General features: G+C 68.8%; 27 protein-coding genes. 14 read left to right on the top strand and 13 right to left on the bottom strand.

Annotation, left to right across the window (positions count from 1 at the left end):
* Positions 1 to 96 precede the first annotated feature (96 nt).
* The 3 genes from FE263_RS06960 (at position 97) to FE263_RS06950 (ending at position 1679) form a co-directional block, all read left to right on the top strand.
* Positions 97 to 882, top strand: coding sequence for a hypothetical protein (locus FE263_RS06960; protein WP_138325241.1), 786 nt, complete (start codon positions 97 to 99; stop codon positions 880 to 882).
* 147 nt (positions 883 to 1029) lie between these two features.
* Entirely contained in the window at positions 1030 to 1266 is a 237-nt protein-coding gene (locus FE263_RS06955) for a type II toxin-antitoxin system Phd/YefM family antitoxin (RefSeq protein ID WP_138325240.1), read from the top strand.
* Positions 1267 to 1292: 26 nt separating this feature from the next.
* The gene (locus FE263_RS06950) at positions 1293 to 1679 is read left to right on the top strand and encodes a type II toxin-antitoxin system VapC family toxin (RefSeq protein WP_240759277.1); all 387 of its coding nucleotides are present in this window, start codon (positions 1293 to 1295) and stop codon (positions 1677 to 1679) included.
* On the opposite strand, the gene FE263_RS06945 is transcribed toward FE263_RS06950, so the two are convergent.
* Positions 1646 to 3802 carry an NAD(+) synthase gene (locus FE263_RS06945; protein WP_138325238.1) on the bottom strand — a complete coding sequence of 719 codons (2157 nt, stop codon included), beginning with the start codon at positions 3800 to 3802 and terminating at the stop codon, positions 1646 to 1648. The two genes, FE263_RS06950 and FE263_RS06945, sit on opposite strands and share 34 nt — an antisense overlap.
* Positions 3803 to 3987: 185 nt before the next feature.
* Between FE263_RS06945 and FE263_RS06940 the strand changes: the two genes are divergently transcribed.
* From FE263_RS06940 to FE263_RS06910, 7 genes are all read left to right on the top strand, one after another.
* Positions 3988 to 5571 carry a phytoene desaturase family protein gene (locus tag FE263_RS06940; protein ID WP_138325237.1) on the top strand — a complete coding sequence of 528 codons (1584 nt, stop codon included), beginning with the start codon at positions 3988 to 3990 and terminating at the stop codon, positions 5569 to 5571.
* Complete coding sequence (locus tag FE263_RS06935; protein ID WP_138325236.1) at positions 5568 to 7196, top strand: phytoene desaturase family protein; 1629 nt, start codon at positions 5568 to 5570, stop codon at positions 7194 to 7196. Before FE263_RS06940 ends, FE263_RS06935 begins: the two co-directional genes overlap by 4 nt.
* Positions 7196 to 7993, top strand: a complete 798-nt coding sequence (locus tag FE263_RS06930; protein ID WP_138325235.1) for a lysophospholipid acyltransferase family protein — start codon at positions 7196 to 7198, stop codon at positions 7991 to 7993. The genes FE263_RS06935 and FE263_RS06930 overlap by 1 nt, the downstream gene beginning before the upstream one ends.
* On the top strand, positions 7990 to 9096 hold the full coding sequence (locus FE263_RS06925; protein WP_240759132.1) for a glycosyltransferase: 1107 nt from the start codon (positions 7990 to 7992) through the stop codon (positions 9094 to 9096). The genes FE263_RS06930 and FE263_RS06925 overlap by 4 nt, the downstream gene beginning before the upstream one ends.
* Positions 9097 to 9113: 17 nt before the next feature.
* Positions 9114 to 9551: a DUF2141 domain-containing protein gene (locus tag FE263_RS06920; protein ID WP_240759275.1), complete on the top strand. Its 438-nt coding sequence runs from the start codon at positions 9114 to 9116 to the stop codon at positions 9549 to 9551.
* Positions 9552 to 9571: 20 nt separating this feature from the next.
* Positions 9572 to 9754 carry a hypothetical protein gene (locus FE263_RS06915; RefSeq protein WP_138325233.1) on the top strand — a complete coding sequence of 61 codons (183 nt, stop codon included), beginning with the start codon at positions 9572 to 9574 and terminating at the stop codon, positions 9752 to 9754.
* Between the two features lie 64 nt (positions 9755 to 9818).
* Complete coding sequence (locus FE263_RS06910; protein WP_138325232.1) at positions 9819 to 9995, top strand: DUF1328 domain-containing protein; 177 nt, start codon at positions 9819 to 9821, stop codon at positions 9993 to 9995.
* 74 nt (positions 9996 to 10069) lie between these two features.
* On the opposite strand, the gene FE263_RS06905 is transcribed toward FE263_RS06910, so the two are convergent.
* From FE263_RS06905 to FE263_RS06895, 3 genes are all read right to left on the bottom strand, one after another.
* Positions 10070 to 11566, bottom strand: a complete 1497-nt coding sequence (locus tag FE263_RS06905) for an FAD-dependent oxidoreductase (protein WP_138325231.1) — start codon at positions 11564 to 11566, stop codon at positions 10070 to 10072.
* A 224-nt stretch (positions 11567 to 11790) separates the two neighbouring features.
* Positions 11791 to 12744 carry an NAD(P)-dependent oxidoreductase gene (locus tag FE263_RS06900; RefSeq protein WP_276611180.1) on the bottom strand — a complete coding sequence of 318 codons (954 nt, stop codon included), beginning with the start codon at positions 12742 to 12744 and terminating at the stop codon, positions 11791 to 11793.
* Positions 12745 to 12817: 73 nt separating this feature from the next.
* Positions 12818 to 13573, bottom strand: coding sequence for an SDR family NAD(P)-dependent oxidoreductase (locus FE263_RS06895; RefSeq protein WP_138325228.1), 756 nt, complete (start codon positions 13571 to 13573; stop codon positions 12818 to 12820).
* 255 nt (positions 13574 to 13828) lie between these two features.
* Between FE263_RS06895 and FE263_RS06890 the strand changes: the two genes are divergently transcribed.
* The gene (locus tag FE263_RS06890) at positions 13829 to 14710 is read left to right on the top strand and encodes an AraC family transcriptional regulator (protein WP_138325682.1); all 882 of its coding nucleotides are present in this window, start codon (positions 13829 to 13831) and stop codon (positions 14708 to 14710) included.
* Positions 14711 to 14786: 76 nt separating this feature from the next.
* Here FE263_RS06890 and FE263_RS06885 read toward each other — a convergent pair whose 3' ends face one another.
* Genes FE263_RS06885 through FE263_RS06845 form a run of 9 tightly spaced genes read right to left on the bottom strand, consistent with a single transcriptional unit; the run spans position 14787 to position 20753 of the window.
* Positions 14787 to 15746 (bottom strand): nucleoside hydrolase, encoded by a 960-nt coding sequence (locus FE263_RS06885; RefSeq protein WP_138325227.1) that lies wholly within the window; start codon positions 15744 to 15746, stop codon positions 14787 to 14789.
* 36 nt (positions 15747 to 15782) lie between these two features.
* Positions 15783 to 16343 (bottom strand): demethoxyubiquinone hydroxylase family protein, encoded by a 561-nt coding sequence (locus tag FE263_RS06880; protein ID WP_138325226.1) that lies wholly within the window; start codon positions 16341 to 16343, stop codon positions 15783 to 15785.
* Positions 16340 to 16843 (bottom strand): disulfide bond formation protein B, encoded by a 504-nt coding sequence (locus tag FE263_RS06875; protein ID WP_240759130.1) that lies wholly within the window; start codon positions 16841 to 16843, stop codon positions 16340 to 16342. The genes FE263_RS06880 and FE263_RS06875 overlap by 4 nt, the downstream gene beginning before the upstream one ends.
* Positions 16833 to 18182 (bottom strand): alpha,alpha-trehalose-phosphate synthase (UDP-forming), encoded by a 1350-nt coding sequence (locus FE263_RS06870; protein ID WP_138325225.1) that lies wholly within the window; start codon positions 18180 to 18182, stop codon positions 16833 to 16835. Before FE263_RS06870 ends, FE263_RS06875 begins: the two co-directional genes overlap by 11 nt.
* Positions 18170 to 18928 (bottom strand): trehalose-phosphatase, encoded by a 759-nt coding sequence (otsB, locus tag FE263_RS06865; RefSeq protein ID WP_138325680.1) that lies wholly within the window; start codon positions 18926 to 18928, stop codon positions 18170 to 18172. The genes FE263_RS06870 and otsB overlap by 13 nt, the downstream gene beginning before the upstream one ends.
* A 55-nt stretch (positions 18929 to 18983) precedes the next feature.
* Positions 18984 to 19619, bottom strand: coding sequence for a DUF2155 domain-containing protein (locus tag FE263_RS06860; RefSeq protein WP_138325224.1), 636 nt, complete (start codon positions 19617 to 19619; stop codon positions 18984 to 18986).
* Positions 19616 to 19822: a hypothetical protein gene (locus tag FE263_RS06855; protein ID WP_138325223.1), complete on the bottom strand. Its 207-nt coding sequence runs from the start codon at positions 19820 to 19822 to the stop codon at positions 19616 to 19618. The genes FE263_RS06860 and FE263_RS06855 overlap by 4 nt, the downstream gene beginning before the upstream one ends.
* Position 19823: 1 nt before the next feature.
* Complete coding sequence (gene mlaD, locus FE263_RS06850) at positions 19824 to 20390, bottom strand: outer membrane lipid asymmetry maintenance protein MlaD (protein ID WP_138325222.1); 567 nt, start codon at positions 20388 to 20390, stop codon at positions 19824 to 19826.
* A 3-nt stretch (positions 20391 to 20393) separates the two neighbouring features.
* A complete protein-coding gene (locus FE263_RS06845) occupies positions 20394 to 20753 on the bottom strand; it encodes an NADH-ubiquinone oxidoreductase subunit NDUFA12 family protein (RefSeq protein ID WP_138325221.1) in 360 nt (119 codons plus the stop codon).
* Positions 20754 to 20941: 188 nt separating this feature from the next.
* Here FE263_RS06845 and FE263_RS06840 point away from each other — a divergent pair, with 188 nt between their 5' ends.
* The 3 genes from FE263_RS06840 to FE263_RS06830 are packed head-to-tail and all read left to right on the top strand — an operon-like array spanning position 20942 to position 24226.
* Positions 20942 to 22531, top strand: a complete 1590-nt coding sequence (locus FE263_RS06840; protein ID WP_338086686.1) for a TSCPD domain-containing protein — start codon at positions 20942 to 20944, stop codon at positions 22529 to 22531.
* A gap of 40 nt (positions 22532 to 22571) precedes the next feature.
* Positions 22572 to 23039 (top strand): RidA family protein, encoded by a 468-nt coding sequence (locus FE263_RS06835; RefSeq protein ID WP_138325220.1) that lies wholly within the window; start codon positions 22572 to 22574, stop codon positions 23037 to 23039.
* A 20-nt stretch (positions 23040 to 23059) separates the two neighbouring features.
* Entirely contained in the window at positions 23060 to 24226 is a 1167-nt protein-coding gene (locus tag FE263_RS06830; RefSeq protein WP_138325219.1) for a GNAT family N-acetyltransferase, read from the top strand.
* Positions 24227 to 24264: the final 38 nt, after the last annotated feature.

Here is a 24264-nt window from a genome sequence, read left to right as displayed (position 1 = left end):
TCGCGTTCTTTTTCAATGGCTTGGCCGATGGCACAAGGCTTGGAACAGGAGTGTCGAGGGGCGCAGTCGTGCTCCGGAACCACAAGGACCAGCTTCATGACCAAGAAGTCCCATCTGGCGCCGCTCGCGGTGACCCTGCTCTGCGGCGCTGCCACCATCGCGGCGGCACAGGTCGTCTCCCGGGAGGGTGGCTATGATTACGGCCAGCTCCCCACCTTCCGCGGCACGGTGTCGCAGTACGACCTCACGCCGCGCGGCGATATCGACGGTCTGCTGCTGGCCGATGGCACCGAGGTGCATTTCCCGCCCCACCTCGGCACCCAGGTCGCCGCTGCGATCCGCCCCGGCGACAAGGTGACGATCCAGGGCCTGAAGGCGCGCATGCTCCCGCTGGTGCAGGCGATGGCGATCAAGGCCGACCATGGCGGCGCCATCATCACCGATAACGGTCCGCCCGGTGGCCCTGGTCCTGGCCCTGGCCCTGGTCCTGGTCCTGGTCCCGGCATGCGTGGCCCCGGCGGTCCGCCGCCGCCCGGCGGTCCGGAGGCGATGGGTCCGCAATCGACCATCACCGGCGTCGTCAAGCAGCAGCTGCACGGTCCGCGTGCCGACCTCAACGGCGTCCTGCTGCAGGACGGCACCGAATTGCACCTGCCGCCGCCGGAAGCCGACCGGCTGTCCGACCAGCTGAAGCCGGGGCAGACGATCACCGCGCGTGGCGACTTGCTAGTGAACGGCCTCGGACGGGTGATGGCTGCGCGGGCGATCGGACCCACCGCCGACCATCTGACAACCATCGCCACCCCGATGCCGCCACCGCCGGACGGTCCCGGCGACGTGCCGGACGGTGGTCCGGGTGGCAGCCCGCCGCCGGCGCAGTAAACGGGGAAGCAGGTGGCGGCGTCGGGCCTGCTCCGACGCCGTGGCCCCGGCAGATATGTGGCCTGCACAAATTGAACCAGGTGAATCTGGTCCGACTCAGTCCGCGGTCCGACTTGGTCCGCGGGCCAGCTTAGTCCGGGGCCGACCATGCAGACGCTCAACATCCATGCCGCCGAGACGCAGTTCTCCCGGCTCGTCGAGCAGGCAGCCGCCGGCGAGGAGATCGTCATCGCGCGTGCCGGCAAGCCGGTGGCGCGGCTGGTGCGCTTCGACGCGGCACCGCCCGGAGCCCGTCGCGAACCCGGATGCCTCGCCGGGTTGCTGACGGTGCCGGCAGGGTTGGATGCGCCACTGCCGAACGACGTGCTCGCCACCTTCGAGTAGCACCGGAAGGACCGACGCCCGTGCGAATGCTGCTCGACACCCACCTGCTGCTCTTGGCCCTCGGCGAGCCGGGTCGCCTGGACCGCGGCACCCGCGACCTCATCGCCGACACCGGCAACGAGGTGCTGTTCAGCGCGGCCAGCATCTGGGAGATCGCCATCAAGACGGCGCTTGGACGCTTCGACTTCAAGGTGGCGCCGGAGGCCATCGTCGACGGAGCCCGTCGCACCGGCTTCACCGGACTGCCGGTGCGGCCGGCGGCGGCGGCGCTGGTCGCGAGCCTGCCACCACTGCATCGAGACCCGTTCGATCGCCTGCTGGTGGCGCAGGCAATGACCGAGCCGGCGCGCCTCTATACCGCCGACCCGATGCTGCCACCCTACTCCGAGCTGGTCTCGCTGGTTGCCTCGTAGGACCCCTCGCCGCCGGACAGGACCTCCGGAACGTTGCGCGCCAGTTCCTCGAGCCAGACCCGGGCATTGCCGTCCGAAGGCGCCCGCCAGTCACCTCGCGGCGACAGCGACCCGCCGGTGGACAGCTTGGGCCCGTTCGGCATCGCCGAGCGCTTGAACTGGCTGAACCCGAAATACCGGCGCAGGAAGAGTTCGAGCCAGTGACGGATCTCGCCGAGCGTGAAGTCGCGCCGGCGGTCGTCGGGGTATCCCGCCGGCCAATGGCCGAGCGCTGCATCGCCCCAGGCCCGCCAGGCCAGGAAAGCAACCTTGGAGGGCCGGAAGCCGTAGCGCAGCGTATAGAACAGGTTGAAATCCTGCAGCGCGTACGGCCCGATCTTCTGCTCGGTGCTTTGCAGCACGGCATCTTCGCCGGCCGGCACCAGCTCGGGCGAGATCTCGGTGTCCAGGATCAAGCCCAGCACGTGCAGCGCCGGCGGCTCGAACTGCCCGGTGGCGATCGACCAGCGGATCAGGTGCTGGATCAGCGTCTTGGGCACGCCGGCATTGACGTTGTAGTGCGACATCTGGTCGCCGACGCCGTAGGTGCACCAGCCCAGCGCAAGCTCCGACAGGTCGCCGGTGCCGAGCACCAGCCCGTCATGCTGGTTGGCGAGGCGGAACAGGTAGTCGGTCCGCAGCCCGGCCTGCACGTTCTCGAAGGTGACGTCGTAGACCGGCTCGCCACGGGCGAAGGGGTGGTCCATCTGCTCGAGCATCAGCCGCGCGGACGGCCGGATGTCGAGCACCGCGTGCGCCACGCCGAGCGCCTGCATCAGCGCCATGGCGTTGTTCCGGGTGCCGTCGCTGGTCCCGAAGCCGGGCATCGTGTAGCCGAGGATGCTGGTGCGCGGCAGGCCGAGCCGATCCATCGCCCGGGCCGCTACGATCAGCGCCTGCGTCGAATCCAGGCCGCCCGACACCCCGATCACCAGCCGCCGCATGCCGGTGGCGCGCAGCCGCTGTTCCAGGCCGGAGACCTGGATGTTGTACGCCTCGAAGCAGTCCTGGTGCAGCCGGGCGGCGTCCGAGGGTACGAACGGGAACCGCTCGATGGGCCGATGGAAGCCGATATCCCCGGTCGGCGGCTCAAGCGTGAAGCCGATGCGGCGATAGGGCGCATCCCCGCTCCCGCCCCGGCGGTGCCGCTCGCCCCAGCGGTTCTGCTCGAATGTTCCCATGCGGGCGCGCTCCTGCCGCAGCAGGTCGAGATCGATGTCCGCGATCGCGGTGCGCGGGCCAGCCGGGAAGCGCTCGGTCTCGGCCAGCGGGGCGCCGGCTTCGAAGATCGAGACCTGGCCGTCCCAGGCGACGTCGGTGGTGCTCTCGCCCTCTCCGGCGGCGGCGTAGAGATAGGCGCACAACCCGCGCGCGGACTGCGCCTGGCACAGCAGGCGGCGCATTTCCGCCTTGCCGACGGTGATGTTGCTTGCCGACAGGTTGCAGGCCACCGTGGCGCCGGACAGTGCGGCGAGGCTGCTCGGCGGCACCGGCACCCAGAGGTCCTCGCAGATCTCCGCGTGCACGACCAGGCCGGCGACGTCCCCGGCCTCGAACAGCAGGTCGGTGCCGAACGGCACGTCCGCCCCCCCGAGCCGGATGCTGCCGCCGGCGAGGCCGGCACCGGCGGCGAATTGCCGGGCCTCGTAGAACTCGCGATAGTTCGGCAAGTAGGATTTCGGCACCACGCCGAGGACGCGTCCGCGATGGATGGCGACCGCGCAGTTGAACAGGGCGCCGTCGCCGCGCAACGGTGCACCGACCAGGATCAGCGGCAGGAACCCTACCGAATGCACCCGCAGGCTTTCGATCGCCGCCTCGACCGCGTCGAGCACGGCGTCCTGCTGGCGCAGATCCTCTATGGTGTAGCCGGACAGGCCGAGTTCCGGGAACACCGCGACGGCGGCGCCCTGCCCGCCGCATTGCCTGGCCAGCGCCGCCGTCGCCTCGGCGTTGGCGGCAGGATCGGCGAGGCTGACCGGCAGGGTGCAGGCCGCAACCCGTACGAAGCCGTGCCGGTAGATCGAGCGGAAGTCGGGCGAAGCGCCGGCCCGGGGGTCCGCTGGGGAGGACGATGCGTTCACCCTGCTCTCTTGGACATACGGACGGACGGTTGCAAGGGCCGGCCATGGTCCGGGCTGCTTCCTTGTCCACACGAAAACATGGCCACTGCCGCGTTGGAACGAAAGATGCCACAAAGCTGTTGCAGGCCCGATGAACTGGAGAGCGGGAGAGATGACGGAGCCTTCGCACCGATGAGCAGGCGGCAATGAGCAGGGCCGTATCGATCATCGGAGCCGGACCCGGAGGCCTTGCCAGCGCGATGCTGCTGGCCAACGCGGGCGCCGACGTCACGGTCTACGAACGACACGCGCAGGTCGGCGGCCGCTCCGGCACCGTCGAAGGAGCATCGCCGCAAGGCCGGTTCCATTTCGATATCGGACCGACCTTCTTTCTGTACCCGCGCATCCTTTCGGACATCTTCGCCGAGTGCGGCCGCTCGCTGGAGGACAGCGTCGAGCTGATCCGGCTGGGGTCGCACTACGACCTGCTGTTCGAGAACGGGCCGCGCATGACCGCGACCAGCGACATCGAGGCGTTGCAGCGATCGGTCGCCACCATCTCGGAGCACGACGCCGCCGCCATCCCGGCCTTCCTGGCCGACAACCGCGCCAAGCTGGAGGCCTTCCGGCCGGTGCTGCAGCGTCCGTTCGGCAGCTGGCGCGACCTGCTGAGGCCGGACATGCTGCGTGCCTTGCCGCTGTTGCGCCCGGGCCGCTCGGTCGACCGCGACCTGAAGAGCTTCTTTTCGGACCCGCGCGTCCGGCTCGGCTTCTCGTTCCAGAGCAAATACCTCGGCATGTCGCCGTATCGCTGCCCGAGCCTGTTCACCATCCTGGCCTTCATGGAATACGAGTTCGGCATATTCCATCCGCGTGGCGGCACCGGTGCGGTGATGCGCGCCATGGCGGACGCGGCGCGCCAGATGGGGGTACGCTTCCGGATGAACGAGCCGGTGCGAGAACTGCTGATCGAAGGCCGCCGCGTCACCGGGCTACGCACCGATGCCGGTGTCAACAAGTCCGACGCCGTGGTGCTCAACGCCGACTTCCTTGCCAGCATGACGAACCTGGTGCCGGATGCGAAGCGCCGGCGCTGGACCAACCGCCGCATCGCACGCAAGCAGCTGTCATGCTCCACCTTCATGCTGTACCTGGGCATACGCGGCACCCTGCCCGACGTCGCTCACCACACGATCTTCCTGTCGCGTGACTACGAGCAGAACTTCCGGGAAATCAACGAGGGCCGCATCGCGCCACAGGTTCCGTCCTTCTACATGCAGAACGCCTGCGTCACCGATCCGGCGCTGGCACCGCCCGGCTGCTCCACCCTGTATGTCCTGGTGCCGGTCGGCCATACCCGCGAGGGTGGGCTCGACTGGAGCGACGCAGAGCGCGCGCGCTACCGGGCGCTGGCGCTGAAACGGCTGCGCGATGCCGGTTTGCCGGACATCGAGGACCGTATCCTGTTCGAGAAGGTCATCACCCCTACCGACTGGGAAGCCGATCTCGACGTTCATCGCGGCGCGGTTTTCAATCTCGCGCATTCGTTGCCCCAGATGCTGAATTTCCGGCCGCATAACCGCTTCGAGGATCTCGACGGCGTGTATCTGGTGGGCGGTGGCACCCATCCGGGCAGCGGCCTGCCGGTGATCTTCGAAGGTGCCCGCATCAGTGCCCGCCTGCTTGCCGATGATATCGGTCTCAGGCAGGTAAACACCGAAATGACCTGGTCCGATCGTCCCGCCGCCGCCTCCCCGGTCGAGGCGCTCGCAGAAAGGAACCCGCTTTGAGCCTCTCTCGTGCGTCGTCCGGCCCGGTCGGAGTGATCGGCGCCGGCCTCGGCGGTCTCTCGGCTGCCTGTACGCTGGCGGCACGTGGGCACAAGGTCGTGCTGTTCGACAAGAACCCGTGGCTCGGCGGCAAGGCCGCCGTGCATAGCGACCAGGGCTACCGCTTCGACATGGGCCCGACCATCCTGACGGTGCCGTCGGTGCTGGAGCGTATCTTCGCCGAGGCCGGCGAACGCATGAGCGATCATCTCGATCTTCGCCGCATCGATCCGCAGTGGCGCTGCTTCTTCGAAGATGGCAGCGTGCTCGATCTCGATCAGGATCCACGCCAGATGGCGGCCCGGCTGCGGCAGTATTCGCCGCAATCCGAGAAGGGCTACGGCGACTTCCTCGCGATGAGCGAGAACCTGCACGAGGTCAGCAAGAAGTTCTTCTTCTGGCGCTCGGTGCAGGACATCGGAGACACGCTCGATTTTCGCAAGAACTTCGACATCAAGACGCTCAAGGATGTGCTGAGCCTGCGCATGGGCTCGACCGTGGCGCGCGAGATACGCAAGCGGGTGCCGGACCCCCGTGTCGCGCAGATGCTGGATCATTTCGTGCAGTATGTCGGTTCGTCGCCGTATCTGGCGCCCGCCGTGCTGAGCAGCATCGGCCACATGCAGACACAGGAAGGCGTCTGGTATCCGATCGGTGGCACCCGCGCGGTGCCGGAGGCGCTGACCGCGCTGGCCGAGCGGCTCGGCGTGGACATCCGCCCCGATACCGGCATCGCACGCATCGTGCGCGAGCATGATGGCCGTGATGCCCCGGTCACCGGCGTGGTCACCGAAGCAGGCGAGACGGTGTCCTTGCGCGCCGTGGTGTCGAACATGGACAGCGTGCGCACCTATCGCGAATTGATCGGTGGCGAGGCGGATCGCCGCTTCACCGGGCGCAAGTCGCGTGAGGCAGCCTGCTCCGGTGTGGTGCTGTATCTCGGCCTCGACCGTGCGTACGAGCATCTGGCGCACCACGACTTCGTCTTCTCGCGCGATCCGAAGGAGGAGTTCGACTACATCTACCACAAGGGCGAACCGGCTCCCGATCCGACCTGCTATATCGCGGCACCCGCGCGCACCGAGGCAGCGGTCGCCCCGCCCGGCGGTGACGCGCTCTACATCCTGGTGCATGCACCCTACCTGCGTCCGCACCATGACTGGTCGCAGATGCTGCCGGCCTATCGCCGGGTGATCTTCGACAAGCTGGCACGTACTGCCGGCCTGACCGATCTCGAAAGCCGGATCCGCACCGAGCGGGTGCTGACGCCTGCGGATATCCACGAGCGCTATCGCGTGTTGGACGGCGCCATCTACGGGCTCGCCAGCCACGGCCGCTTCATGGGGGCGTTCAAGCCCGGCAACCGGTCGCGCGAGGTGCCTGGCCTGTATCTCGCCGGGGGCGCCGCGCATCCTGGTCCCGGCATGCCGATGGTGATGATGTCGGGCTGGATCGCAGCGGACGCGCTCGATACCGACGCCAGGTCCAATTCGGGATCGGCGGTCGCCACCGGAAGCCGGTTCGGTCGCAAGCGATCGGCTGGAACTCCGGCCAGCCAGCCTGCCCTGGTGCGCCAGGGCAGCTGATGGCGTCTGGGAGCGATCCGGTCGCGCTGCGGTCGGAGCCGCTGTTCCGGCTATTCGCCTCCTATTTGCGCTTCAGCTTTTCCCGCAGCTTCCATGCCGTGCGGTTGTCCGGCGCCTTGCCGGCTTGGCCGCCGCAGCAACCGGTCATCGTGTACAGCAATCACCCGTCCTGGTGGGATCCGGCGCTGTTCATCCTGGTTACCGACCAGATGTTCCGCGGCCGGCCCTGCTTCGGCCCGATGGATGCGGCGTCGCTCGAACGCTACGGTTTCTTCCAGCGCCTCGGCGTGTTCGGCATCGAGAAATCGTCGCTGCAGGGCGCCCGCCGCTTCCTGCAGGTCAGCCGGGACGTGCTTACCCGCAGCCGCGGTCCGGCCGGGCGGGGGATGGTCTGGATCACCGCCGAGGGTGGCTTCACCGACCCTCGCAGCCGGCCTATCACCCTGCGTCCGGGGATCGCGCATCTCGCCCGCTCCATGCCGGACGCGCTGCTGGTGCCACTGGCAATCGAATACGGGTTCTGGAACGAAAGCCGCCCGGAAGCGATGATCCGATTCGGCACGCCGATGGTCGCCGATGCCGGCCTGCGAACTGCGGAGTGGACGTTGCGGCTGCAGGGCGCACTCTCGGCGGAAATGGATGCGCTGGCGCTCGACGCCATGAGCCGGGACAGCGCTCGCTTCCAGCGCGTGCTGCGTGGCCGGAACGGGGTATCGCTACCATACGACCTGTATCGCCGGCTGCGTGCCCTGCTGGCCGGAAGGCCGTTCTCTCCGGCGCACGAGGAGGAGGCTTGAACACCCTGATGATGCTGGGCAACCTGTCGCTCGGCCTTGCGACCCTGCCGATGCTGGTGGCACTGAGCAATCTCGGGCTCATCCGCCGCCCCGGCCTTGCACAGCTGCCGCTGGAGATCTCGGTGCTGATCCCGGCCCGCAACGAGGCCACCAATATCGGCGAGGCGGTCGCCTGCGTCCTGGCCAGCGCCGGCTGCACGATCGAGCTGCTGGTGCTGGACGACGATTCCACCGATGCGACCCCGGAAATCCTGGCTGCCATCGACGATCCACGGCTGCGTGTGCTGCATGCGCCAGGCCTGCCGAGCGGCTGGTCCGGCAAGCAGCATGCGTGCGCCGTGCTGGCGCGGGAGGCACGGCACCCGCTGATGGTGTTCCTGGACGCCGACGTGCGACTGGCGCCGGACGCGCTCTCCCGGATGGGTGGCTACATGCAGGTCCATCCGGCGCTGGGTCTCGCCAGTGGTTTCCCCCGCCAGGTGACACGGAGCTGGTCGGAGTGGCTGCTGCTGCCGCTGATCCATCTGCTGCTGCTCGGCTACCGTCCGCAGGCGCTCGATCGAGATCCCCGCATCGCCGGTTTCGCCGCCGGCTGCGGGCAGTTGTTCATCGCCCGGCGCGAGGCCTACCAGCGGGTCGGTGGCCACGCCCGCATCCGCGCCTCGATGCATGACGGGTTGACCTTGCCGCGCGCGTTCCGCAACGCAGGCTTCGGCACCGGCCTGTTCGATGCCACCCGACTGGCCAGTTGCCGGATGTATGCGCGGTTCCAGGAGGTCTGGGACGGACTGGGCAAGAACGCCACTGAGGGGATGGCGACGCGGCGGGCGCTGCCGATCTGGACCATCCTGCTCGGCGGCGGTCATGTGCTGCCGTTCGTGTTGCTGATCGAGAGCCCGGCAAGTCTGGTCGTCTGGGCGGCCTGCGCGCTGAGCCTGGGACTGCGCGGGTTGCTCGCGTTCCGCTACCGCCAGGATGTGCGCAGCGTATTGGCCAGCCCGTTCGGGGTGACGATGCTGCTGGTCCTGCAGTGGAACGCGCTGGTGCGTGCGGCACGTGGGCGAACGGCAACGTGGCGCGGCCGCGCCTATCCGATGCAGTAGGGAATTCCACCTTGAGAGTGATCGTTTCCCTGAAGTCGGGTCTTGGCGCGCTGGTCATCGCCGGATTGCTGGCCGGCGTGGCGCAGGCGGCGAGCCTGCAGGTCGTGGTCGGAAATATCCGTGATGCACGTGGTCATGTCCGCATCGGCGTCTGCACCCGGCAGGAATTCCTCGGCGACCTGTGCGTCCACCATGCCGTGGTTGCGGCCCATCCCGGCACCGTGACGGCGACCATCGACGATATTCCCCCGGGGGCCTATGCCGTCGCGGTCTATCAGGATGTCGACGATAGCGGGCACCTCAAGCGCGGTTTCTTCGGGATGCCGCAAGAGGATGTAGGATTTTCGCGCGATCCCTCGCTAGGATTGGGGCCGCCGGGTTTCGATGCGAGCGCGTTGCGCATCGGCGACGTCGGTGGGCGTATCGTTGTCACCATGCACCATTTCGGGAGCTGAACCCCCTCATGCACAAATTCATGCAACGCGCACTCGCGCTCCCCCTGCTGGCGACGCTGGCCGTGGGCGTTCTACCGCTCGTCGGCCAGACCGCCATGGCGCAACCTGGCCCTGGGTTCGATCGCGATCATCGCCCCCCGCCGCCGCCGCGCCATTATCGTCGCCATCACCACTACTACCGGCACGTGCTGCCGCCGCGGTAAATTCGGCGCAGGCAGCAACTCTCGCAGTTCTGATAAGTTACGACCCGAGGCAACGGAGGCTGTCATGGAACTGCTTCACTGGACCCTGGTGTTTCTTGTCATAGCACTGGTCTGCGCCGTGCTTGGCTTCGGCGGGTTCGCCGCTACTTTTGCCGGCATCGCGAAGATCCTGTTCTTTATCTTCCTCATCCTGTTCGTGGTCAGCCTGGTGATGGGCCGCGGACGCGGAAGCCGTCTCTGAAGCGCGTCGCCTGACGAAAAACAGCCGTAGGAAACGGGCCTGATCTTCCGGATCGGGCCCGTTTCGTTTGACTATCAATCCGGCACGCCGTCGAGGCGATGCGCAAGCAGGGCGGTTTCGGCCTCGCGCTGGCAGGCGACGATGCCGACGACGGTGGCGCCGTCATACTGGCGGGCCAGGAATACTCCCTCTTCGAGATCACCATCGATCTCGACGCGGTCGAATTGTTCCGGATGGCCGAGATACTCGAACCGCTTGCCGAAATGGTAGGTCCAGAAGAACGGCGGCTGCTCGAAGCGCGCGTTGCCACCCAGCATGTTGCGTGCGGCGATGCGCGCCTGCTGCTGCGCCACACGCCAATGCTCGATGCGTACGCCCTCCTGCTTGCCATATGGAAACCTCGTCACGTCGCCGGCTGCGAAGATGCCGTCCGTGGCTCGCATATCGGTCCCGACCGAGATGCCGCCGTCGGGCGACAGTCGGAGCGACGCCGCAAACGCGGTAGCAGGCCGCACGCCGAGACCTGTCAGCACGACGTCGGCCTGTAACCGGGTTCCGTCATCCAGGATCGCCGCCTGCACCCGGACCGCACCCTCGATTGCCACGATCCGGCGAGGTGAGGCAAAAGCCACGCCGTGCGTCTCGTGCAGGCGCCGGAACATGGCACCGATCTCGCTGCCGAACTGCCGCTCGAACGGCGTCTCCTTGTCGCTCACCACGGTGACCGCCACGCCACGCTCGCGCAAGGCCGATGCCGCTTCCAGGCCGATGAAGGAGGCGCCGGCGATCACCACCCTCGCGCCACCCTCAAGCGCCGGCAGCAGCCGTCGTGCATCGTCGAGCGAGCGCAACAGATGCACCCCGGGCAGGCCGGCACCCGGCACATCGAGCGGACGGGCCTTGCCGCCGGTGGCGATCAGCAGGGCGTCGTAGGCGAGCACCGTGCCGTCGGTGAGCGTGACGTTGCGCGCCGACTGGTCCAGGGCGGCTGCCTCGCCGTTGATCCGTTCGATGCGGTGGCTCTCCCAGAACTCGTTCTCGCGCAACGGCGCCACCTCGTCCGGCGGCATCGCACCCTGCAGCACGAACTTGCTGAGCGCGGTGCGGTCGTACGGCGGATCGGCCTCGGCACCGACCAGGATGACGCGGCCGGTGAAGCCGAACTCGCGCAGCGCGGCCACGGCGGCGGTACCGGCGGCTCCCGCGCCGAGCACCAGCATGGTGCGGGCATCGACCGGTCCCGGCGCCACCGCCGGCGCCGGCGGCAAGGGCTCGTCCGATACCCGGACATCGCCATCGGCGATCTCGACCGGATAGCGGGTGAGCGGATCGAGCGCCGGCGGTTCCAGCAGCGAGCCATCCGCGATCGCGAAGCTCGCCTTGTGCCATGGGCAGACCAGCCGTCCGTCGCAGACCGCGCCCTCTTCGAGCGGAGCGCCGGCATGCGGGCAGTCGGCCCCGAAGGCATGCACCACCTGCCCGTCCCGCAGCAGCAGGATCGCGGTTTCGCCGATCTTCACCCGGACCGGGCGAAGCTGCTTCAGCATGTGCAGCGTTGCGACCTTCTGCATCGAACGGACCTCCTCGACCCAGCAGCCGGAGCGCCCGGCGGCGGCACGGGTTGCCTGGGGCCGTGCCGCCCGCCCAGGCGCCCCTGGCGAAAACCGGAGGCTGCGGCTCGGGTCATCCGCCGCTTGCAGACGCGGGCCGCTTCGCTGGATCGGCGCTGTCGCGGGGCGTCGGCACCGGGATCGAAGCGTGGTGCAAGATCGGGCGGCCCTGCCGCCTCGTGTCGTCAGGCGCCTCGCCGGCTGTCGGGATCGAGGGTGAATTTCGCCATCGCCGACCAGTCCTCGTTGCCGTACCCTGCATCGACGGTCTCGCGCATGCGCCCATGAACCGCGTCGAGCATCGGCAGGTCACGGCCGATGCCCGCGGCGGCCTCGGACGCAAGCCGGAGATCCTTCAGGCCGAGTATCGCCTTGAAGCCCGGTTCATATCGCTTCTGCGCGATGTTGGCAGAATAGGTCTGGTAGGCGCGGCTGCCGAACAGGGTGTTCAGGATCAGCTCGAAAAAGCCGCTGCGATCAAGGCCATGCGCTTCCGTGAGGACGACCGCTTCCGCCATCGCCTCGATCGCCATCGTGATCATCATGTTGCAGGCGAGCTTGGCGGCATTTGCGGTCGGGGCATCGGAGCCCATCTCCCAGATGCGGCCGCCGATGACATCCAGGATGGGACGCACCTTGTCGATCGATGCCGGGTCGCCGCCGGCGAGGATGTTGAGTTCGCCCTTGGTGGCGACGTCCGGGCGGCCGAGCACTGGCGCCGAGACGTAGCCACGGCCTGCATCCTGATGTGCGGCGACAAGCTCGCGGGCGAACGCCACCGAGATCGTAGAGGCTACGACATGCACCATCCCTTCGCGGCCGCCGGCGAGAAGGTGTCGGTCCAGCACGACGCTGCGAATGGCATCGTCGTCGGACAGCATCGTCATGACGGCGTCCGCATCGAAGGCCTCGGCGGCAGAGCCGACCATCTGTACACCTTCGATGGAGCCGCCCGAGCGATTCCAGGCTCTGACCTGGTAGCCTGCTGCCGCGAGATTGCGTGCCATGGCGCTGCCCATGGCACCGAGACCAATAAAGCCAACCTGCATCTGGAAGAAACTCCTTGAAGAGGAGGAAACGGGGAGAGTGCTACCGGGCCACGAAGCCGGGTCGGCTTCCTGCCTGGAGCCTGATCTTATCGATCAGGCTCGGCTTGTCGTCAGATAGGGCAGCCGAGTCCGATCGAATGGGATCGCCTGATCGGATGCTGCTCTAGATGGTCTGACCGCCTGAGACTTCGATGCGCTGGCCGGTGACCCAGCGGTTGTCGGCGCCGAGCAGGCTCGCAATCATCGGCCCGATATCGTCCGGCACGCCGACGCGGCCAAGCGCCGTCATGGCTGCGAACTGGCGGTTGAGCTGCGGCATGTCGCGCACCGCACCACCCAGGAAATCGGTCTCGATTGCGCCGGGGGCGATTACGTTCACGGTGATCCCGCGCGCGCCGAGTTCCTTCGCCAGGTAGACGCTCAACACCTCGACTGCGCCCTTGGCCGCGGAATAGGCCGAGAAGCCGGGCACCGAAACGCGGGTGAGGCCGGAGGAGAGATTCACGATACGGCCGCCGTCGGCGAGGACAGGAAGCAGGGCCTGCGTGAGGAAGAACACGCCCTTCACATGCGTGTCAAACAGGGCGTCGAACTGCGCCTCGGTAGTCTCGGCGAAGCTCGCCATCTCGCCCTGGCCTGCGTTGTTGATCAGGTGATCGAGGCGGTCGCGGCTCCAGGTCTCCCGAAGTGCGGAGCGGACGGTTTTCGCGAACGACCCGGCGCCGGCGATGCTGGTGACGTCGAACTGCAGTGCCACGGCCTTGCGGCCCAGCGCCTCGATCTCGGCGACGACGGCGTCCGCCTCCCCGGCGCCGTTGCGATAGGTCAGGATCACGTCACCGCCGTGGCGCGCGATGCTGAGGGCGGTGTTGCGGCCAAGTCCGCGGCTTGCACCGGTCACGAGTGAGATGGTGGTCATCGGGATGCTCCGTCAGGATGAGTGTTGCGGTGCCGCCTTATGCATCCGCGACGACAGCCCGTATTGCCCAATGCTCCGGCATTCTTGCCCGATAATCCGATCTGGAGGAGATCCTGCCAGGCGCGGAGGCGTTTTGATCGTTTCGCTGCATGGTTTGTCTGGAATACCGCGATCTGATGCAGGAATAGTTGATTGCCCGATCGTAGCATCCCACACTGTAGCGATGGAACGTCCTGCGGTGTCGCCGTGAACCACATGCTGCTCGATGCCGTGCGTCGGCACGCCGCGGCGCATTGCCGCAATGGCGTCGCGCCCACGCCTGTTCCAGGTCTCACGGTCCTGCGCGAGACGATGCCGACCGCCTTGCAGTACGGGGTATCCAAGCCGCTGGTGGCGATCGTTCTCCAGGGCGGCAAGCGTGTGACGATGGGCGACAGTACCTTCGACTTCGGGGCCGGGGAGTCGCTGTTGATCACCACGGACGTGCCTACCGTCAGCCAGATCACGAGGGCAAGCGCGGGTGTTCCCTATTTCTCCCTTGTGGTGGACCTGGATCCCACCGTGATCGAGGGGCTGGTGACGGAGATGGGCTCCGTCCCCTTCGCGTCCGGACAGCCGGTCCGCGTCGATGCGACCGATGCCGAAGTGACCGACGTGGCGCTGCGGCTGATGCGTCTGCTCGATCGTCCTGCGGCCCTGGCCGTGCTTCGGGACCAGCTCGTTCGCGAACTTCATTTCTGGCTGTTGTCGGGGCGGCATGGCGGCGCCGTACGAGCACTCGGCGTCACTGACAGCTATGCCCAGCGTGTCGCCCGCGCCGTGGCCATCATTCGTTCGGACTACACCAGGGCTTTGCGTGTGGAGGTGCTCGCCGAGGCAGCCGGGATGAGTGCGTCAGCCTTCCACGAGCATTTCCGGGCGATCACGTTGCTCACCCCGTTGCAGTTCCAGAAGCAGCTCCGCCTGATCGAGGCGCGACGCATGCTCATCGCCGAGGGCGTGACGATCGGCAACGCGGCCTACGAGGTCGGCTACGAAAGCGTGCCGCAGTTCACCCGCGAATACGGACGAATGTTCGGGCTGCCGCCGGCCCGTGACATCAGGGCGGCTCGAACACGTCTGAGAGCCACGGCTTGACCGGGCGAGCGTCGCCGGCCTGACGCACACAGCCTCTCGAACCACTCCGGAGGGGCGACCTCCATGGCAGCGACAGCTAGCGCGAGGCGGACGGATCCTGGAGCCGGCTGCGCAACAGGCCAAGTAATCTGGAGCGGTCGACATCGAGGCAGGCCCGCACATTGGCGCCGCCGGGCTGCTCCACCGTCGCACCATCGTCGCGCACGGCCAGTCGGAGCGGCACCGGACGGCAGACCGACGCATCGAGCAGCCAGGCGACCGGCACCACGTCGAACACCACCGGGACCGGGCCCCAAGGATTGTTCACCGACCACTGGGCGTAGAGCGCGCCGAGCGCCCGGTCGAGCGGATCCGGCCTGGCGAACACCGCCTGTCGCATGGCGAGCGGCACCGCGACCTCGGTGGCGTCCAGCGGCATCAGGACGATGCTTGCGCCGCTCGCGAGAAGCCGCCGCATGTCCCGCGTATCGGCGCGGATGTTGTATTCGGCGCCCGGCCCGGCGCTGGTGGTGCCCGGCACCCGTCCGTAGCCGCGGCGCACCGATCCGCCCATCATCACGACCTGGCGCACCCGCCTGAACGTGACCGGATCGCGCGCAATGGCGGCGCCGATGGTGCTGAGCGGCGCGATGGCGATCAGCGTGATGGTGCCGGCGGGGGCCGCGCGCAGCCGGTCCAGCAGAAGCGCGACCGCGTCGGGTGCGGGCGCGCCGGAACCCGCCGCCGCCCACTGCGCCTGGGTGAAGCGCGTAGGATCGGCGGTCGACGGGCCGGTCCCGATCGCCACGCCGTCGCGGCTGGCGGAATGCAGCAGCCGCCGCACCAGCCGCGTCCGCAGCGCGGTGTCGCCATAGCTGGTGGTGACCGCCTGCAGCCTGATCTCGGGAGATCGCAGCACCAGTGCCAGCGCGAAGGCATCGTCGATGTCGTCGCCGATATCGGTGTCCAGGATGACCGGACCGATCGCTGCTGCGCGTGCATTGCCGGCCCACATCAGGAGCGGCAACAGTGCCACGCAGCGCATCAGCCACCGCATGGGCCGCCTGCCGGGATGCGCGGACGGCGGCGTGCGCTACAGGATCTCGCTGACCGCGATGGCCGCGCGGCAGCCGAGCTTGATCACCCGGGACATGGCGCGATAGGCCGGTGCCAGTTCGGCCTCGTTGGCCAGACCGATATCGCGATGCTCGAGCTCCTCGGCACGGAACTGCTCGATGGTGTCGCGCAGTTCGCCTTCTTCCGGCCCGAGGACGGCAGCCTGAGCCGCATAGTGCTCGTCGATCGCCTCCTCGACGGCCACGGTGCACGCCATTGCCGCCCGCTCGCCGATCGCCGCGGTCACCGCTCCCAGGGCGAAGCCGGCCACGTGCCAAATCGGCAGCAGCGCCGTCGGACGCACCCGCCGCCGCGCCACCAGCGCCTCGAACACCTGCTTGTGGTGGGTCTCCTGCTCCTTCATGTGGCGGAGGATGTCGCCCTTGGCGCCGCGGCCGAGCACCGCGAGCTGGCCGGCATAGATGCGTTCAGCACCATACTCGCCGGCATGGTCGACCCGGATCATGCGGGTGATCCGGGTGGCCTGGTCGGGTTCGCCGGGCTGCGTCACGGGTGGGGAATACTGGACCTGGCTCATGCTGACCTCCGGGGCCGCCACGTGATGACGGCGACGATGACGGACATGGTGGCGGCGAACATCAGATCCAGCGTCGCCATCGAGATCGGCAGCCAATCGATCAGGCGGTTCGGCGCATCGCACGGCTTGACCGGCCGCAGCGGCATCGAGGCAAGCCGCTCCGCCATGCTGCCGCCCGCGCCGAGCCGGCTGAAATGCGGTGCCTGGCAGGCCGGCAGCGGATCCGGCCACCAACCCTGCTCGACGCCGACATGGGTAAGCGCGAGCGCGATCGCAGCCAGCAGCGGCAAGGCGAGCAGCCACGCCAGGATCCGCGCCACCCGCGCCGGCGCCAGCAACGCGGCCAATCCGAGCAGGACCAGGATACGGTACGGCCAGCGCTCCAGCAGGCAGAGCGCGCAAGGCGCCATCGACATCAGGTGCTCGGCGATCCAGGCCGCTGCCAGCGCGGCGAAGCCGCCGGCCGCGGCCACCGCGCCGGCGCGTCGTTCAGCTCGCACGCGGCTGCTGTTTTCCGAGTGCCGCGAGGAAGCTCTGCGCCCAGGTCCCCGCGGTCACCTGATGCACCGCGCGATCCATCGCACGCCAGCGCTCGATGCGCTCGGGCTGCTCCATCGACAGCGCCTGATGCAGGCCCTCGGCGATCTCGTCCGGGTCGTACGGATTGACCATCACCGCCTCGCCCAGCTCCGGGGCGGCGCCGGCAAAGCGCGACAGCACCAGCACGCCGGGGTCGGTGGCGTCCTGGGCGGCGACATACTCCTTGGCGACAAGGTTCATGCCGTCGCGCAGCGGCGTCACCAGCGCCACCCGTGCATAGCGATGGAACCCCGCCAGCGTCGGGCGGGGGATCGCACGCGTGATGTAGCGGATCGGCATCCAGTCGAACTCGGCCCACTCGCCGTTGATCCGCCCGGCCTGCTCGTCGAGGCGCCGGCGCAGCGCCTTGTATTCGGCGACATCGCCGCGCGACACCGGCGCGACCTGCAGGAACGTGACGCGGCCGCGATGCTCCGGGAAACGCTTCAGCAGCCGCTCGTAGCCCTGGAAGCGCTGCGGCAGGCCTTTCGAATAGTCGAGCCGGTCGACGCCGAGGATAAGCGCGCGGTCGTGCATGCTCTCCTTCAGGCGTTCCAGATCGGGGCCGCCGACAGCCTTCTCGGCCTGCGCCGCGAACTCGTCCGGATCGATGCCGATCGGGAACGCGCCGGTGGCGGCGGTGACATTCTCGGCAGCGAGTGCCTGGTCGACATGCAGCCGGTCCTCCTCGGTCTGCAGGCCGATCAGCTCGTAGCTGGCCAGCGAGCGGATCAGGTGGGCAGCCCCGGGCAGCGCGCCGAACAGCGCTACCGGCGGGAACGGCGTGTGCAGGAAGAAGCCGATGCGATTCCGGACCCCGATCGCGCGCAGGGCCTCGCCGAGCGGGATCAGGTGGTAGTCCTGCACCCAGATCACGTCGTCCGGCTTCAGCAGCGGCGCCAGCGCCTTCGCGAAGACCTCGTTCACCGCGAGGTAGGTCTCGAGATCCTCGCGGCTGTACTCCACCAGCCCCATCCGGTAGTGGAACAGCGGCCAAAGGATGCGGTTCGAGAAGCCCTGGTAGAAGCCCTTGTGCTGCTGCGGGGTGAGATCGATCGTCGCGTACGTGACGCCGCCCTGCGTGCTGGTCTTCGGCTTCGTCTCGCCGTTCTTGCCGGCGCTGATCTGTCCGGACCAGCCGAACCACAGGGTCGGCTGTCCCTGGATCGCATCCTTCAGCCCGACCGCGAGCCCACCTGCCGGATTGCCACGCTCGCGCGGCGACGGCACCCGGTTGGAAACGACGACTAGACGGCCCACGCCCGCTCCTCCCCGGCGGCGAGCGCGGTCAGCCAGCGCCGCACGCTCTCCGGCTCGTCGAAATCGGCCGGGATGCGATAGCCGGTGCCGCCAAGCGCGATCGCGGCCCGGATGCCGTCCTCATCGGTCACGTCGTCGCCGATGAACACAGGCAACCGCCCGAGGAACGGCTTCTGCTGCATCAGGGCGTGCACCGCCGAGCCCTTGTCGGTGCCGTGCGGCCGGATCTCCCAGGCCATCTTCGCGGTCTGCACGTGGAATGCGCCACCCGAGCCCTCGGCCATGCGCTCCGCCGCCTCGCGCAACGCACCCTCGGCCTCTGGTGCTGCGCGATAGTGCAGCACGAAGCCGGTCGCCTTGCGCTCGACCCGGGCGCCCGGGTGCGCGGCCACCAGGGCTTCCGCCGCCTCGAGCCATGCCGCGGGGACCGGCGGCACCGGTACCCGCACCAGCTCCGCATCCGGGTTGCGCCGCATGGCGATGCCGTGCTCGCCGGCCACCGCGTACGGGACGCCGGGCAGGAACTCGTCGATCTGCGCGATCGGCCGGCCGGTGACGACGGCCAGCGCGTCCCCGCACAGGGCCCGAAGACGACGCAGCGTGTCGGACAGCCCGTCCTGCACGCGCACCAGTTCCGGCGCCGGCGCGATATCGACGAGGGTGCCATCGAAATCGAGCAGGAAGGCAGCGCGCTCGATTGGCGGCAGCTTTGGCCGGCTGGCCGCGGCTTCCGGGTTGGCGATCATCCGGGAACGGCCGTCATCGAGACGTTGCATTGCATGGGCCGGCTCGCCTGCCTGTTCAGTTCTGGGGCGCCGACGGTGCCGCCGGCGCGGACGGATCGGGCTGCCCGGTGGGATAGACCGGATCCGGCGTCTGGTCGACGCCCCCCGGCGCACCGACGGGCGGCGGCGCAGGCTCCGCCTGGATCGTCGGCAGGCCCGGCTGGCCCGCGTCGGTAGCCGATCCGGCGGTGCCCGCCGCCGGCGCAGGAGGCGCCGCTGCCACCAGCGGCGGCGCCGCAGGGGCGACGTCGCCGCCCGAGCAGGCGACCAGCCGGACCCCGTAGACCGGGCTTTCGAAGATATCGACATAAGGCTCGGCGGCGAACATCCAGCCCGAGAACGGCTTCGTGTCCGGATGGCGGTCCTGCACGCCGATCGATGCGGCCGCGTCCGGCGACAGGCCGGGCGGGTGCACCAGGCAGTTCTGCGCGGTGATCGTCAGGCTCTTGTAGGTGCCCGACTTGCCGGCCTCGATGGTCAGCGTCTCGGTATGCGCGTCGAGCTTGTCGAGGACGCGCACCACCGCCTGCGCCTTGCCCTGCCAGGTGTCTGGCGGATACATCGTGGGCGGCGTCACCAGCTCCGCGGCATGCGCCGGCGCGGCCAGGACGAAACCGGCAGCGAATGCCGGGGCCAGACGGAGCCTCCTCACGAGGCTCGCATCGGAGGCTGGAGGGAAGCCACCATGCGCGTCAGGATCGACCGCATGGCCTCCGGATCGACGCCCATCAGCACCGCATCCTCGAAAGCGTCCCGCAGCACCCCCTGCAGCTCGGCATGATTCTCCTCGAGCACGCGCAGCTTTTCCCGGCAGGAAACCGGCGAGCCATCCGCCTGCGGCCACGCCTCGCTCATGTCAGTGGCTCGGCAGTTCGTCGGACGGGCTGGCGCCCTGGCCACCGGCAGCGGGTTGCCTGGCCGCCTTGTTCGCCTCCGCCTGCTTGGTCATCGTGTCGGTGACGGTGAAGATGAACTTGCTGAGCAGCTGCTCCAGGCTGATCGAGCCCTGTGTCTGGGTGATCCGTCCGCCCGGCGCGAGGAAACCGTCGGCACCGCCCGGCGCCAGCGCCAGATACTTGCCGCCCAGCAGGCTGTCGGACGTCACCACGATCGAGCTGTCCGGCGGCAGCTTGATGTCCGGTCGCACCGTCAGGGTGACGATCGCCTGGTAGGTCTTCGGGTCGACAGTCTCGGCCACCACCTGTCCGACGTTGACGCCGGCCATCCGCACGTCGGAGCCGACATCGAGGCCGTCGACATGATCAAATTGCGCCACCAGCTGGTAGCCGGTCTGCGACCGGCGGCCGTTGCCGACCACCGCCGCGGTGATCAGGGCCACCAGCACCACCAGGACCACGAGGCCGGCGAGCAGTTCGACCGGATCGTGTCGACGCGCCGGGGCGTCCGTCATCACCTCAGCCATATCTCAGCTATCCGGTGTCCAGGCTTCGTAGTCGCCGGTCGAGGTCGGACGCCGGCCGCCATTGTAGTCGCTGCCGGGTGGCCGGTAGCCGCCGGGTTCACCGGTCAGGTTGGGCTGGAAGGGCAGCTGCCATGGCTTGCGCGCGGTCGGCGGCAGCGGATTCTCATCGGCATTGTGCAGCCAGTTCCACCACTCCGCCGGCACCGCGGAGGGGTCCTCGCCGGGCCGGTAGATCACCCAGCGCTTGATCCGCTTGTGCGCGACGCGCGGGCGGCGATCCTCGTAGTAGGCGCGGCCGTCCGCATCCTTGCCGATCAGCCGGCCCCTGAACATCGTGAAGAGTCGCGTGCCGATGGTGGTCATTTGGTGAATATAGCCACCCCGTACAGACCGGTCCATCCGCGCCCGGGCGAGGCCAGGCGGCGGCCTCTGCCGGACCCTGGCCGCGGCGGCCGAGTTATCCCCCATATCCCCAACATCCTGTGGCATGTATAGATTGCAGGCCCAACATACAGCTTGGGTGCCACGTCCGGGTTCGCTAGCATCCCGGCATGAACAGCCAGCCAACCCGCCGAGCCCTGCCCCGGATGCGTCGCAAGCAGATGCTGACGAAGAACCGGGCCGCCTCGTTCTGGAACGGGGTGCGGATGCGAACCCTGGCCGCCAGCCCCGACCCGGACGAGCCGCCGCGGATGGTGACGGTGCCGGCCGACTGGGACCAGGACGCCGGCGCCGCCTTTGCCGCGATGGCGCCCGGGACCGGACGGGCTTCGCTCGCCGACGCATCGATGCTGTGGGTCGGACCGCTGGCCGATCATCCGCAGGCGTCGCACGGCCTCGCCACGCGCCTGCTGGACCTGCTGCTCCGCCGCGCCGCGGCCCCGCTGCCGGCGGTGTGGCACGGTCTGCGCGGATCGGCGCCCGGCTTCGTGCTCAACCTGGCGGCGTTCGCACAGCCGGAAGGCGGGCTGGAGATCGACGATTTCGTGCAGGCCTGCGAGACGCTGGCAGAGGCGATGCACCTGCTGCAGCCGTCCGGACAGACGCCATGCTCGCTGCTGCTGAGCAACCTCGATGCCTGCCTCGCGGCGCTAGGCCTCGACTATGACAGCGACCCGGCGCGCGCCGTCGCCGCCTGCCTGTGCGCGCTCGCCACCACCGCGATGCATCCGCACAGCGTGCCGTCGCGTCCCGGTGCGTCGGCCGGCAGCGTACCGCCGGCCAGCCCGGTGCCGGGACTGACCAGGTTCGCCCTTGCACGCTGGCAGGAGGCTGCCCTGCGCGGCCGCCGGTCCGGTCGCAGCCCGACGCACGAGCTGCTTCCGGAGACCGGACCGATCGAGACCGGCCTGACCGCACCGGGCCATGCGCTGGCCAGCTGGACCGATGCGCTGCTCGGGGTCGAGGCCTGCGGCGCTGCGCCGCTGTTCTCGCCGCTGCGGCCGGATGGCAGGCTCGCCGCGAGCACTCTGGCTCGACTGGCGGCACGCGGCATGAGCCCGGAAGCCGCCCTTGCCGCCAGCCTCGCCGGCAACCCGGTGGTGGCCATCGCCGGGCCGGCGGCTACGGAGACGATGCATCGCGCCATCACGCCTTTCCTGGACCGGGCCCCGGAGGCGCCGACGGAGGTGCAGGCGCCGATGCGCGCGGCTGCCGGCGGCGGTCGTCGCGAACTGCCGGCGCGTCGCAGCGGATTCACGCAGAAGGCCACGGTGGGCGGACACGCGATCTACCTGCGGACCGGGGAATACGAGGACGGCCGGCTCGGTGAGCTCTCGATCGCCCCGGCGCGCGGCAGCCCGGTGCAGCGCGGCCTGCTCGAAGCGGTCAGCCAGGCGGTCAGCCTTGGCCTGCAACACGGGGTTCCACTCGAGTCGTACGTCGAGACCTTCGCCTATGCCCGCCTCGGCCCGGGCGGTGCAGTCGAGGGCGACGAGGCGGTGGGCAGCGCAACCTCCACGCTGGACTACGTGTTCCGCACCCTGGCGCACGCCTATCTCGGCCGCAGCCTGCCGGACCAGCCGCAGAACGCGGTGCCGGCGGAGGAGCCGGACGACGCGTTGCTGCCGCTCGATCTGCCGCGTGAGACCCATCGGCCCTCGGGACCGCGCCGGCGGCACGGATTGCGGCTGGTCGGTTGATCCGGTAGCGAATGTGGCCTCGGTGGTTGAAGGAGCGCGCATGAGCACTGGCAACGTCACGAACCGGCTCGCGAACCTCGGCATCGTCCTGCCGCAAGCCGCCGCTCCTGTCGCCAACTACGTGGCCGCGGTCATCACCGGCAATCTGCTGGTCATCTCCGGCCAGCTGCCGCTGGTCGACGGCACGCTCAGCCTGCGCGGCAAGCTCGGCGGCGAGGTCGATCTCGAGCAGGGTGTCGCGTGCGCGCGTGCCTGCATGGTCAATGTCCTGGCGCAGCTGCAGGCGGCGACGGGTTCGCTCGAGCGGGTGGTGCGCGTGGTACGGCTGGGCGGCTTCATTGCCTGCACGCCTGACTTCACCCAGCACGCCGCGGTGATGAACGGCGCTTCCGACCTGGCGGTGGCGGTGTTCGGGGATGCCGGCCGCCATGCAAGATCGACCATCGGCGTCGCCTCGCTGCCGCTGGACGCACCGGTGGAAGTCGAAGGCCTGTTCGAAATCGGCTGAAGGCGCTCCATATCGGCTCCATGCCTGACCAAAGCCTCTCGCTCAGCCTGCATCCGGCCATCAAGAGCATCGAGCCCGAGAAGTGGGACCGATGCGCCGGGACCGACAACCCGTTCGTCAGCCATGCCTTCCTGTCCGCCGTCGAGGATAGCGGCTCGGCCGGCTCGCGCACCGGATGGCTGCCGCGACATGCGGTGCTGAGCCAGGGTGCGGAGATCCTCGCCGTCGCGCCGATGTACGCAAAGTCGCACAGCTACGGCGAATACGTCTTCGACCATGGCTGGGCGGCGGCCTTCGAGCGCGCCGGCGGCCAGTACTACCCGAAGCTGCAGGTGGCCTCGCCGTTCAGCCCGGTGCCGGGACCGCGACTGCTGATCAGCCCCACGGTGCCGGCCGACCGACAGGGCGCCATCATGCAGGCGATGGCGGAGGCGCTCAGCCAGGCCTGCACCGAGCTGTCGCTCTCGTCCGTCCACGTGACCTTCTGCCGGCCGGAAGAATACGAGAGCCTCGGCGAGGCAGGCTGGCTGCAACGCCTGGGCACCCAGTTCCACTGGGAGAATGCCGGCTACGCCAGCTTCGACGACTTCCTGGCCGGCTTCAATTCGCGCAAGCGCAAGGTAGTGCGGCGCGAGCGGCGCGACGCCAATTCCTGCGGGCTGGTGTTCCGCACCCTGCGCGGCAGCGAGATCACCAAGGCGCACTGGAAGGCGTTCTACCGCTTCTACACCTCGACGGTGGATCGCAAGTGGGGCAGCGCCTACCTGACCGAGCGCTTCTTCCCTTTGCTGTCCGAGCGGCTCGGCGACCGGGTGGTGCTGATGCTGGCAGAACATGAGGGTCAGCCGGTTGCCGGCGCACTCAACCTGCTCGGACGCGACGCACTGTATGGCCGCAACTGGGGCTGCCTCGGCGACTGGCCGTTCCTGCATTTCGAGCTCTGCTACTACCGGGCGATCGACTTCGCGATCGAACACGGCCTCGCCCGGGTTGAAGCCGGCGCCCAGGGTGAGCACAAGATCCAGCGCGGCTACCTGCCGAAGCCGACCTACTCGGCGCACTGGATCGCGCACCCGGGCCTGCGGCGAGCCGTCGCGTCGTTCGTCGACGAGGAGCGCGAGGCCCGGCTGCAGGAGATGGAGGCCCTGGCGGAATACTCACCCTACCGCCAGGAAGCGCCTGAATGAAAACAGGATTGTTAGCGCAACGAGAGGTGGCCCGGGTC

Source organism: Lichenicoccus roseus (assembly GCF_005844085.1).
In the GTDB taxonomy this organism is placed as follows: domain Bacteria; phylum Pseudomonadota; class Alphaproteobacteria; order Acetobacterales; family Acetobacteraceae; genus Lichenicoccus; species Lichenicoccus roseus.
This window is presented reverse-complemented; position numbering and strand designations above follow the sequence as displayed.